The sequence below is a fragment of the Paenibacillus sp. Lou8.1 genome (assembly GCF_024213565.1).
Classification (GTDB): domain Bacteria; phylum Bacillota; class Bacilli; order Paenibacillales; family Paenibacillaceae; genus Paenibacillus; species Paenibacillus polymyxa_B.
This window is the reverse complement of the sequence record NZ_JANAVN010000003.1, coordinates 269481-282122: the sequence shown is the minus strand read 5'-3', so window position 1 is coordinate 282122 and position 12642 is coordinate 269481. Positions and strand designations below refer to the sequence as shown.

Here is a 12642-nt window from a genome sequence, read left to right as displayed (position 1 = left end):
CATATAATAGAAAGGAAGTATATAGCGAAAAATGAAATATTCTGTAGATAAATTATTTATTTAGCTTTTTTTACACTTTTGAGGGTTCTATACTCGATCCGCAGGAATCCTAATTCGAATCTCCGTACCCTCGCCGGGTGCACTGCGAATGGCAAGCTCAAAGCGGCTTCCGTAGTAAAGTTTAAGACGATATATGACATTTTGTAGACCTATACGCTCACCCATTTCTTCCTGCCTTTGCATGTAACCATACAAGCGATGTACCTGTTCCTCAGACATGCCCACCCCATCATCCAGAACCGTTAGAATCAGTTGTCCTTCCTCATGCTCAAAATGAATCTCAATGCGTCCTCCATGCTTTAGCGGCTCAATGCCGTGGATACTTGCATTTTCAACCAGTGTCAGCGCGACCATTTTGGGAAGCATATTGTCCAAGTCTTCAGAGCGCGCCTGCACTTCGTACTGTATTCGCTCACCAAAGCGATATTGCTGAATTTCCAGAAAACAACGGATCAGCTCCAGCTCCTCCCGCAAAGTAACCCGATCCTTGTTCCACACCAGCGAATTGCGGAAAATCCGTGCCATGTTATGAATAATGCGCGCCGTCTCATCCTCATGCTTCATCAAGCTCCGCATGCGAATCGTCTCCAGTGCATTGAACAGAAAATGTGGGTTGATCTGACTGTGAAGTGCATTCAACTGGGCATGCCTGCGCTGAATTTCCAGATTTTTTCGCTGTATATCGGCCATATAGACATCGTTAATCAGTCGCTTTATTTTCAGCGTCATCCGATTAAACTCACCTGTTAATTGCCCGATCTCATCTCTCGACTCTGTGCCGCGAATCAGCTCAAAATGCTGGTTTTTCACCTTCTTCATGTGCTTTAAAATACGATGAATCCTCACGTTCAACGAACGTGTAATCCAAATAATGATTAATGTAGGCAGCAGCATATTTACACAGGTTAACAAGAGCACAAAATTGCGAGATTCCTGCATTTCATACAGCACTGCATCTCTCGATACCGCAGCCACAATGCTCCAGCCATTCAGATTGCTCGTAAGCACATAATTCGTCTTGAACTCCATGGTGTCCTCGGGCAGCTTGAGAGTGTTATAGGCTACATGTTTGTGGTTTATATCCACTTTGGGGTCCGTTGTATATTCGATTTCCCCTCGTTCGTTCAGCAGAAAGAGACTTCCCTGCAAATTCAGGTTATTGAAAATCTCCCGAATGGACGACATTCGCAGTTCTATTTTCAGTATTTTTTCACGACCATTTTGGGAATAAAAGTAGTTCATCCGCCGAATCAGGCTAAAAGGGTACATCTGTTCACCTGTACTGTCATCGGTACGTACAAATATAGGCTTGGACTGGCGTCCAGGCGAGATTTTGGTATACCAGGGCAAACTTCTGACTCCCTCATCTATAAAGCTGATTCCACCGGAATTCAGCAGCGTTGAATTATTGGTGTAGATCGTAATTCCACCTACGGAATGGTATGCAGGACTGTAAGTGTTGTTCAAGATATGACGTAAATAAGAGTCATAAGCGGCGATATAGTCAGCAGGGTGGGGATATGTTTCTTCCAATACCTCATTGAGCTGATGATCCGTATAAAAGATAGACGAGATTTCCATCGCATCTTCAAATTCACGGTAAAATTCAATTTTAATCTGTTCCAGTGCGCGCGAAATATCCTGCATACGCTGTTCCTTCACGTTTTGCGAGGTGACATGGTAAAAAATCAGATTGGTCAGCACTACAGGCGTAAAAACACAGAGAAAATAAAGCAGCAGCATTTTATCTCGCAGTCGTACATGATCAAGAGTCATTCTCAGCATCTTCATTCGCCGGCCCTCTCTGACTCGTTGCCAACAATCAGGCTGTTGCGGTATTCGCTTGGTGTGACATGCGCCATCTTTTCAAACTGGGTAACAAAATAGTCTGAACTGCCGAAGCCCACGCGCTCAGCAATTTCATAAATCCGCAGATCCGTCTGCCGCAACAAGCGTTTCGCCTCCTGAACACGCAATTTCAGCAGAAATTCGTTAAAGTACACACCATACGTTTTTCTGAACAATTGACCGAGGTATACCGGGTTCATGTAAAAGCGAGCCGCAATACTTTTCAGGCTTATATTCTCGGCGGCATGCTGCTCAATGTAAGCACGGATGTGCTGGATGCCTCCCTGCTGACAATCCTTGCGCAGAACTCCAATATACCTTCCACTTTCCTCTGCAAAAGCTGTAAACAATCGCTGTAGTTCACCCAGGGACAGGTTCATGTCCTGCCAGTTCATCATCGGTTCTAGTGACTGAAGTGAGCGCTCATCTCCCTGCATGTTTTGAATGACCCGAACGATACTAAGTACGCACTGATGCAGACTCATTTTCATAGCCTCAGGAGCATAACACTCCTCCCGAAAGCTGCTAAATAAATAATCCACGGCCACACGCAGCTCATCCAACCGCAGTTCCTCAACTTGTTCCGTCAAGCGATCCAGTACGTCCTGAGGGATGGTCTTATAGTGAAGTGGTGGCATTTCCTTCTGTAGATATACAACAATACCGCCATGGTCATAAATGTATTTATGGAGCACTGCCTCCTTCGCACAGGCATAGGACTGCTGGATATCCTGCAACCGATTCACAGGCTTTCCTGCATAAATGAAAACTCGACTTCCCAGCTGATCTTTTAGTGTCTTCATCCCCTCTATCTCGCGTTGTAGCGCTTTCATAAAAACTTCGACCTTGCCTTCAAAACACTCCAAAAGGAAGTCCGGTACGATAAGACCAATCCGGTTACGATGCTCATGAACATAGAGAGGGTACTTGCCATCCATTAAACGATGAAGCGCTTGCTCTATAAGCTCCCTGAATTGGAAAAGCGATAGCATGATATTATTGTCACCTGAGCGCCAGGGATGTTGGTCATTCAGCTCGACGAGTACATAGTACATATAAGTGGCTTCCCCAAGCCGTAGCTGCTGCTCCCACTGTGTCACCACTACATCATCCACTGGGTTCATCATCACAGTCTCTAACAGCCCACCTGCATGGTGTTTCTGATCTCGTTGCGCATTCTGCTGTTCACGATGCAGTCTTTCACTCAGCTTGCGCAATGTAGCCGAAAAGTCACCCTCATCAATCGGCTTAAGCATAAAATCATGAACCCCATAGCGGATTGCCTGCTGCGCATAAGCAAAATCACTATAGCCGCTTAAGATAATAAACGCGGGATGTTCTGTACTCTGTTCGAGCACAGACCGAATCAGCTCTAATCCGTCCAGCACAGGCATACGAATATCGGTAATGACCAGGTCCGGGTGAATACGGCTGATTAGCTCCAGCGCATCCTCACCGTTATCAGCTTCTCCTACGACTTCAAAACCACAGGCTTGCCAATCCATGAGTTGAAGCAGCCCTTTACGAGTAAAGGTTTCATCATCCACCACAATGGCTCGATGCAGCTTCATAACACGCTTCCTCCTTTTGAAGTATGCCTATTTTATTATTTGGGTTAACTATTCCAATGATCTCAGTCACTATGGTAATGTAAAACATCAGGAATTGGAAATTTTCGTTACGCGTATTATATGACGAACAGAGGGGTGCAAAGCATGCGCACGCCAGCGGCCAAGCCAAGCAGCAAATATACAAAAAGGAGACGAATCCCTGAATAGGGGTTCGTCTCCTTTTTTGCTATTGCGTAAAAAGCTTTATTCTCTTATTCGTGAATTCAGGCTATCGCTCAGCGATGATACTGACCGCTTGCAGATGGTCGGCGTACTTTACAAACTGCTTGCGCATACCCATAACCCTTGTCCGGGCAGCATGGTTACGCATAAGGTTAAAGGCAATTTTCCCAAATCTCAACCAGCCCTCGTCCTGAATGATACGTGGCAAATGCAATAAGTGCATGGGAACCGTATAGATTTTAACGACCTTAAAGCCTTCCTCTTTCAGTAACTCTTCCCACTCTGACACCGTCAACGGTGTCGCATTAACTCTCATGGCTACAGCCAAATCCTTGTAAATTTGTTTTCTGAGCGCAGGCTCAATATGGTTACAAGCAAGGCACATCTCATGAATAGCATACTTCCCACCTGCTTTCAAAAGCCGCCTGGCTTCCGAAATAATCTGCGCCTTCTTGGCCCTTGTGTGCATCGTCAGCATGGCTTCCCCATATACCACCGTCGCAGAGGCATCCGGCAACGGAACCTGTTCAGCATCGGCAATAATGACTTCCCGATTTGCTCCGCTTGCATACGTTTTTACGATAGAAGCCGCCTTCTCATTCTGTTCAATCGCAATATAACGACGGGGATTAAGCCGCAGTGTGATTTGGGCAGTTATACCCAATCCGGGGGCAAACTCAATAACCTCATCCTGCCCGGTTACGTCAAGTCCCTCTATCATCCAACGTGTCGTTTTTAACCCTCCGGGCCTAAGCACGCGCTTACCGAGACTTGCTAATATCCAGTGCCCTGGCACCTGTTTGTAATCTACTGTCTGCATTGGCTATTAACACCTCTTCTTAAAATTTGATAATGATATTCATTATCAATAAGAGTGTAAAAAAAATAACCTTTTTCTTTTTTTGATATGAGCATGTTGCATTATTCAATATCTATATTGCCGATTGGAAACCCGCTCTTACGATTTATGCCAATGCTCCATTTATACAATGATAGTGCTGTGTCCTCTTTTATATGTTCTGCGCATAGCTTTCACTTGGCGTTTGGGTCAACACTACATGCAGACTGGAATTTGCCTCTGCACCGCCACGATAGGAAAAGTGCTCATCTCCCGTAACATGAATGATATCCCCTTGGACAACTTCCGTTGCTTCGCCGTTCACAGTTACAATACCGCTGCCTTCAAGAACAAGCAAATATACATTCGCTCCTGGGTGATTATGTGTTGGCAACTCAGCATTAGGAGTAAAGTTGAGAATAAAAATTACATTGTCGGCTTCCTTATGCACAATTCGTTTTGTAAACGCAGCTTCCTTATATTCCTGAAATTGAATGAGGTTTGATTTTTTCATATTGGTTCACGCTCCTGTTTGAAATTAAATTTGCTTAAGATGGATGAATACCTTTATTGTATTGGATTATTTCGCTCGCCTTGTGATTGCAATCACAAAACTAAATTTAAGTAAAAAATACTTTTAATTATTTAAAAATTTGATTTCAATCATCTTTTTCACCGACACATCCAACTAGAATCGGATTATGCAAGATGCTAAAACAATAACAAGCAGGAGGTTATTCCTATGAAGCCCGGATTCAAGCTGGCAAAGGATATTTATTGGGTAGGAAAAATTGATAATCGTGAGGTTCCCTTTCATCGTCTTCTACTATCAAAGGGTACAACTTATAATGCATATCTATTAAAAACCGGAAAGCCAACCATTGTGGATACCGTGGATATGGCGTTCGGTAGAGAATTTGCCGAAGCTGTAACCGAATTGATCGATCCATTGGATATTCAATATATCATCGTCAATCACACGGAACCAGATCACTCGGGCGGATTGGCGGCACTTGCTTCCAAGGCAACGAACGCTACGATTGTCTGCACTGAGATTGCCGTTCCGGAAATTCAACAAATGTACAAGCTTCAGCATCGCAACTTCCTCGTAATCAAGGATGGGGATCAACTGGACATTGGAGGCAAAACGCTGCTGTTCAAAGAAACTCCTTATCTGCATACAGAAGAAACCATGATTACGTATTGTATAGAAGATAAAATCTTGTTCCCTTGCGATATTTTCAGTACACACGTGGCTGTAGAGCATCTATTTGCCGATGAGGCTGGTTTTGATATCACCGAGGACTTTATCGGATACTATCAGGCTATTATTCATCCACATCGCAGATATGTGCGCACATTAATCGAAGCTGTTGCCGATCTGGATATTGAGATGATTGCGCCTTCCCACGGCTTCGCGATCCGGCATGATATTGCCAAGTTTATTGATTTGTACGCCTCTATGAGTACCGAAACCAAGGAAGATAAAAAAGTAGCGATTGTCTATGCCACCCTAAAAAATAATACTAAAAAAATGGCAAACATCCTGAAGGACTGCTTTTTGGAGAACCAAATCCAGGTGGAGCTATGGGACGTGGATAAAGCGGATGAAACGGAAATATTGAATAGTATTGCCTCAGCAGATGCTGTGTTCGTTGGTAGCTCTACTAAATATGCCGATATGACGGGCAAATTGGAAGACCTATTGCAACAAATGCAAAAGATGAATCTGGAAGGCAAGCTGGCTGCTGCCTTTGGTTCCTACGGCTGGAGCGGGGAAGCCATTGAAGTTGTACAGGATTACTTGAACGGTACTAATATGAAGGTGCAAAGCACTTCAGATGTAATCAAATCAACGGGTATGACCCATGTGGAATTCCCGGTACGTATTCGTTTCTCTCCTACAGAAGTTGAAAAAGTGAAAAAAATTAAAAATGCCGCTGAATTTGTCTCAGATCTACTGCTTAGTGTTATTTAAAACACAGTAGCGTATAGCGAATAGGAGAGATACTGAATGGGTAACCAACATTACGTTATTATCGGAGGCAGTGTCGCCGCCGTCAACGCGGCAAAAGCGATTAGAGATCATGATGAGCTGGCCGAAATTTCTATTTACGGGGAGGAAGCATCCTTTCCGTATAACAGAGTCAAACTTTCCAAGGGACTATTTACTGATTTGCACAGTGACAAAATCCTGATCAAAAAGGAAAAATGGTTTGCCAATCAACGAATTCATGTGTATTCCGGCATCAAGATAACCGAGATACATCCAGAGGATTGTACTATCAAAACAATAGATGGACAAACCGTTGCTTATGACAAGCTGCTGCTGTGTACAGGAGCTCACAACCGTAAGCTTGTGCTGGATGGGGCTTCTCTAAGGAACGTTCACAATATCCGTTTTCGACAAGATGCAGATAGCCTTAAAGCGGAATTGCGACAGGGAGACCGGATATGTATCATCGGGGGCGGTATTCAAGGCGTGGAAACCGCCTGGTCCTTCCAGCAAGCCGGGTATGCTGTAACCATACTGGAAGCTTCGCATCGGCTTATGCCCCGCCAGCTAGATGAAAAGGCCTCCGCTATTTTGACCGATCAAATGACCGAACGGGGTACTCAGATCCACCTTGGGCAAGGCGTAGAACGTATTAAAGGCACAGATCACGTAGAAGGTGTGGAACTACAGGACGGCTCTGTTATCCCTTGCGAGCATGTCGTGTACTCTATCGGAATTGTACCGAATACGGAGCTTGCTCGCCAAATCGGCCTTGATATTGGACAAGGCATTCTGGTGAATGCGCAGATGGAGACCAGCTCCGCCAATATCTATGCAGCAGGTGATGCAGCCGAATTTCAAAGTAGAGTAGATGGGTTATGGGAAAGCGCAATGGAGCAGGGAAAAATAGCAGGCGCTAATATGGCGGGCGCATCCGTCAGCTATCAGCGTCCCCTCCCTGTAACCCTTTCAAACTGCTATGAATCTCCTCTCTTTTCCATCGGTCTGGTAGATGAACAAGTCTGCGACACCAGCCTGATTATTAAAAATCGAGCTTCTTATACACGTATGTTCATACAAAACGGCTCTATCTGCGGCGTGATTGGCTTTGGAGATGCCCTTGCTTCACTACCATACAAAACAGCCATCATGCAGGGACTCAAACCGGACGCACCAGAGCTTACAAAAATTTTGAATGACAAGGAGAACTAGAGATGAAAAAATATGTTTGTCAGCCCTGTGGATACATTTATGATCCTGCTATCGGTGACCCCGATGAAGACGTTATGCCTGGTACAGCGTTTGGGGATCTTCCAGAAGACTGGGTTTGTCCAGTCTGCGGTGAGGATCAAAGTCATTTTGCCCCAATAGATGATACAGAATAACAACCATGCGCTATAACCTGTAGTTTCCGGTTTATGAATGGAGTGAATGAATGTGAATGAGATGTCCTGTCCCTGCCAGTGCGAAAAAGAGCCCTGTGCCCGCAAAGTGCCTATCTTTTCCTCTTTGTCCTGCGAAGATTTGTGTAAGGTCAGCTCCATGATCCGACACCGAAAATATCAGAAGGGTGAAGCCCTGATTATCGAGGAACAAGCATCCGATACGCTGTACATTATTAAAAGCGGGCATGTCAAGCTACTGAAGATGACGCCTCAGGGCAAGGAGCAAATTCTGCACATTCTGACAACTGGCGATTTTTTTGGCGAGTTGAACATATTTAACAGCGATGAGCTGAGTAACTTTAGTGCGTATGCCTTAAAAGATACTGATATTTGTATGCTCACCAAGGATGATATGGAGCAGTTGATCCGCAACAATCCCGATATCTCTTTGAAGCTGCTCAAAACCATTACTAAACGCTTGGCACATACCGAAAACCTGGCTCAAAGCCTAGCTACCAAAGACCCGGAAATCCGCATCGCCTATATGATTCTTGAGCTTGGACATAAATACGGCAAGCCGGATGGTTCCTACATTAAAATAAACCTCCCCCTTTCACGCGAGGAAATGGCTAATTATGTGGGTGTCACCCGCGAAACCATCAGTCGCAAATTCGGAAAATTTGAACAGCTGGGGATTATTCATAGCAGGGGTACAAGAGAGATTACCATCTGCGATGTACAGAAACTGAACGAATATATGGATTGAGACACATAGATACAATGTTACTCTAACATGAGGACAACAAAAAACCGCTTCTTTAACTTATGGATTGCAGTTGATCTATCAACCACTTCCATTTCGTTAAAAGGCGGTTTTTTAGCATATTTTATACTCCACTAACTATCAATTGTCGTGTTCACACCTTGGGAAGACGCTCCCCATGCAGGCCGCGCTGAAGGAAGTTCTGGCGAAACTCTGTCTGTGGAAGGAGCAGCCTCAATCGTGGTCGATTTGGAGCAATCCCACACTACTTTGATCAAATACCCAAACAACAACACATTCAACAATGATGTCACACACAAAATAATACCGTATTGATCCCGAGAGTTGGAGCTATAGAAAATATCAAAGGTGTTCAGGAAAATCGTAAGACTGAATCCACCCGCAAGCCACAAAAATCTGCGGTCTCGTAAATACAGATACGCCAGTACAGCTAACGCGGCCGCAGGGAACAAGTACCGTTCATGCATGCTGGAAGCGAAGGTAAATACACCTGCAATGAGCACCAGCGCAGCTGCTGCTGCAAATTGTGGTTTGCGACTGCGGATATACATCCACCATGTAAATAGAGTCACCAACACAATGCAGATCATACCCCACGTATGGTAACTGAACAGGAACAGCGTTGTAGTGTCCTGCGTATAATTGCCACCGATCAATGCAAAAAAGTTATACGCGTTCACCGAAGCATACGGATACTCGCCGACCGTTCCCTTGTATAGGTCAAGTAGCCATAACGGCTCTTGCCCCCACGAAAATGGCAATATGACCAGAATGGTCGTCACAACGGCACCGCCAATGGACAACAGCCAAGGCTGTATTTTACGTTGTCTCAACAGCTCGAAGAACAAAACGGGCCCATAAATAATTCCCTGCGGCTTCATCAATACGGCTACCGTAAACAATACGGCGGACCAGCCGACCCGGTTTTCCACAAGCAGCACAATCATGCCCACAATCAGCATCGTAAAGAAAGAATCTACCTGTCCCCAGAAGGTCGAATTGATAAACACCGCCGGGTTAAACACGTAGAATATAGCCAATCCAAGGCTTATTCTATAGCCGACCCGTTTGCTCGCCAACCGGTACAGCATGTACGCTGTCACGATATCAGCTAATATATTGGGAAGCCGCAGCAGCACGGACATATAGGGACTGAAAGCATCCGTAGAGCCGATTTGACCGATCACATATAAAATATAAATATAGAACGGCGGATAATCACTTGATCCGTTCGTGTAAAAGCCCGATAAGCTATCCGCTGCTGTCGTAGCCCAGTTCCGGAATAGCATTAAATCCATGTGACCCGAAATCCATGGGGCGATCGCCATTCTTAAAAAGAAACCCACACCCAGCACAGTCCACAGCATCAGTCCTCGATTACGTTCCCCGAGCTTCCATTCACGAGCCCGAAACCGGTACGCAATAAACACGAACGCACCGAAGAACAAAGCGGCGAAAATCGCCAGCGGAGTAGCATAAGCAGATGAGGAGTTCCCACTTCTTCCACCACCCATACCACCGCCAGGACCGCCCATGCCAGATCCGTTACCAGACATGCCACCGGGGCCTCTGTGCTGTCCGTCTCTGGCAACACCACTGCCGCCCGATACAGACGTATCATTCCCGGTCGTTGTACCTTTGTCACCCGATGTAGATGTCCCCTCAGTGGAGGAGTTGGTAGTTTGGTCTGTCGTCCCCTGATTCTTGCTGTCAGCGCTATTCGCCGAATCCGTCCCCCTCATACCTCCGCCAGGTCCGCCTCCTCCCCCAAACCCGCCGGATGGTCCCTGCCTAACAGCCGCAGACTGGGACGCAGAACTACCTGAATAACTCCATAACGAAACGACACTAGCGACAGCACACAATATGAGACTACATAGAAGTATATATTTCAGACCGTTCGCTTTCCAAACGTTCAAACCCGATGCACCTCTCTCTGTTTCTATTTTCCCATATTGTATCTGCCTTAGCTTAGGACTTTGTGAGTTCTGGCTGAATGTTGGCTGAATACCGAATCATCACACTGAAGATTGTCGTTCCATCTCCATAATCGCCCTTTCCAGCTGAGATTGTGGATGCTTCAGCATGTTGCCGTGACCGACAGCTAATAAAGATGGATTGAAACTCGCCAGCTTTTTGGCGCTTTTCAGCGAAATTTCCTTGTTCCAGGTAGCCAGTGCCGGAAAAGGAAACAGCGGCTTAAGCCTTCCCGATACCGCTATACCACCTCGGGTCTGAAAGGCGTCGCCTGCAATTAGCGCTCGTGTGCGAGTATCCAAAAATGCCATCGAGCCCGGCGTATGTCCTGGTGCACTGATCGCCAACAGTGAACCTACATGATCCCCATCCTCCAGTAAAACGTCAGGCTGGGTAAGGATATGCTTCGGTACATCGCCTCGAATAGGAGTATCCGGTTCTCCTGCCGCCAACGATACATCGCCCTGTAGCAGCGGTGCGTCCCGCCTTGAAATGAACACTTGCGCGTCAGGATACCTTGCCTTGAGCTTATCCAACGCACCCACATGATCCCCATGGGCATGGGTAAGTACAATTCGAATAATCGGCTGCCCGATCCGCGCCGCAGCCTGCGCTATACCACGGGTACTGTATGGCAATCCGGCATCTACCAAGGTGAGCCCCTCTTTCTCCTCCACCAAATAACAGTTCACCGGGAACAGCCGGGGCATAAACGTCAATTGATACACATGCTGCACCTGAACAATACGCATTTATCTCATCTCCTTGACTTAATTATAAACTAATTGTATTAGTATTATAATTAATATAATTAGTTTTAAGCAAATACTTTTACTGCTATTCAGCTGGAGTTGGAGCTTGGAACTGCTACGGGGACGGCCGTACTGAGAAAACAGCAAAAAGCATCCCCGGGACTCTGCCCCCCGGGGATGCCTCTCAAAACAAGAATTAATCTTTTCCTCCTGTTATTAATAACGAAGCCTTCTTGACTATTTCCTCTTTATCAAACGGAGTAATTCCAGATGCCCATAAATAACCAGCCTCATGTATGATGTTGGCATGAATAGGTAGGACATCCAGATATCATTGCAGAAACTTGGTACAACTTATACGAGAAAAAACACAGCTTTGAAGAAACATTCCCAAAAGAAATGGATCCAACCAAGCTGTAAAATTATTAAAGCGAGAAGATGACCATTGTGGCCGTCTTCTCGCTTTTTTGTCATTTATAAGCGTCCTTTGGGCAACAACTTCATCCGTAATTACAGCCGGATTGCCTCAGCAATAGGCGTACTGCCAGACACCAGATTAATTGCACGATGATACGTCTGCTGTTCCTCCAGCGCTGCTACCACCGCTGCCGCCACATCTTCACGAGAAATGGTGTGGCTGGTGAGCTCCTCACCGGTAGCAACTTTTCCGGTGCCCACATCATCCGTCAGGCCACCCGGACGAAGAATCGTGTAGTCCAGGTTGCTCGCTTCCAACAAGCGGTCAGCGTAATGCTTCGCCACATAATACGGTTTAATGGATGCAGGCCACTGCTCCCGATTCTCCGCATGAAGGGCGCTGACCATAACGAAGCGCTGGATACCCGCTTGTTCGGCAGCTTCCATCGCCTTGACCGCTCCATCCAGGTCGATAAGCAGCGTTTTATCCGCTCCTGTTTTTCCACCGGAGCCTGCTGTGAATACGACAGCATCGCTGCCTTTTATAGCTGCGGCAATATCACCAACCGTCCCTTCGAGGTCAGCTACCACCGTTTCTGCTCCCAAACGTTCAAGCGCTTCGGCCTGATCCGAATGGCGGATCAACGCCTTTACGCGATGCGATTTATTTTGCCCCAGTAGGCGAACAAGATGTCTGCCTACTTTTCCATTTGCACCAATCACCAGTACGTTCACTCATACCCCTCCTGTATTCGCAGTCTCTCATCTACATTATACAGATGTATTTTACCC

The 12642-nt window shown here is 46.0% G+C and carries 11 protein-coding genes; 4 read left to right on the top strand and 7 right to left on the bottom strand.

The genetic code is table 11. The features are described 5' to 3' along the window. Positions 1-87: 87 nt before the first annotated feature. The 4 genes from NLX78_RS06120 to NLX78_RS06105 form a co-directional block, all read right to left on the bottom strand. Positions 88-1851, bottom strand: a complete 1764-nt coding sequence (locus NLX78_RS06120) for a sensor histidine kinase (RefSeq protein ID WP_254349900.1) — start codon at positions 1849-1851, stop codon at positions 88-90. Beyond that, entirely contained in the window at positions 1848-3479 is a 1632-nt protein-coding gene (locus tag NLX78_RS06115; protein WP_254349899.1) for a response regulator transcription factor, read from the bottom strand. Before NLX78_RS06115 ends, NLX78_RS06120 begins: the two co-directional genes overlap by 4 nt. 268 nt (positions 3480-3747) lie before the next feature. Then, positions 3748-4521: a class I SAM-dependent methyltransferase gene (locus NLX78_RS06110; RefSeq protein WP_254349898.1), complete on the bottom strand. Its 774-nt coding sequence runs from the start codon at positions 4519-4521 to the stop codon at positions 3748-3750. A gap of 190 nt (positions 4522-4711) precedes the next feature. After that, positions 4712-5053 carry a cupin domain-containing protein gene (locus tag NLX78_RS06105; protein WP_103047231.1) on the bottom strand — a complete coding sequence of 114 codons (342 nt, stop codon included), beginning with the start codon at positions 5051-5053 and terminating at the stop codon, positions 4712-4714. A 228-nt stretch (positions 5054-5281) separates the two neighbouring features. On the opposite strand from NLX78_RS06105, the gene NLX78_RS06100 reads away from it, so the two are divergent. The 4 genes from NLX78_RS06100 (at position 5282) to NLX78_RS06085 (ending at position 8686) form a co-directional block, all read left to right on the top strand. Beyond that, positions 5282-6517 carry an FprA family A-type flavoprotein gene (locus tag NLX78_RS06100; protein WP_069290655.1) on the top strand — a complete coding sequence of 412 codons (1236 nt, stop codon included), beginning with the start codon at positions 5282-5284 and terminating at the stop codon, positions 6515-6517. A gap of 36 nt (positions 6518-6553) precedes the next feature. After that, complete coding sequence (locus tag NLX78_RS06095; RefSeq protein WP_254349897.1) at positions 6554-7747, top strand: NAD(P)/FAD-dependent oxidoreductase; 1194 nt, start codon at positions 6554-6556, stop codon at positions 7745-7747. Positions 7748-7749: 2 nt separating this feature from the next. Further along, a complete protein-coding gene (rd, locus tag NLX78_RS06090; protein ID WP_254349896.1) occupies positions 7750-7920 on the top strand; it encodes a rubredoxin in 171 nt (56 codons plus the stop codon). A gap of 61 nt (positions 7921-7981) precedes the next feature. Continuing rightward, the gene (locus tag NLX78_RS06085) at positions 7982-8686 is read left to right on the top strand and encodes a Crp/Fnr family transcriptional regulator (RefSeq protein WP_254326386.1); all 705 of its coding nucleotides are present in this window, start codon (positions 7982-7984) and stop codon (positions 8684-8686) included. A 131-nt stretch (positions 8687-8817) separates the two neighbouring features. Here NLX78_RS06085 and NLX78_RS06080 read toward each other — a convergent pair whose 3' ends face one another. From NLX78_RS06080 to NLX78_RS06070, 3 genes are all read right to left on the bottom strand, one after another. Beyond that, entirely contained in the window at positions 8818-10623 is a 1806-nt protein-coding gene (locus NLX78_RS06080) for a glycosyltransferase 87 family protein (protein ID WP_254349895.1), read from the bottom strand. Positions 10624-10722: 99 nt separating this feature from the next. Beyond that, the gene (locus NLX78_RS06075; RefSeq protein ID WP_254349894.1) at positions 10723-11433 is read right to left on the bottom strand and encodes an MBL fold metallo-hydrolase; all 711 of its coding nucleotides are present in this window, start codon (positions 11431-11433) and stop codon (positions 10723-10725) included. A gap of 510 nt (positions 11434-11943) precedes the next feature. Continuing rightward, a complete protein-coding gene (locus tag NLX78_RS06070; protein ID WP_254349893.1) occupies positions 11944-12585 on the bottom strand; it encodes an SDR family oxidoreductase in 642 nt (213 codons plus the stop codon). Positions 12586-12642 lie beyond the last annotated feature (57 nt).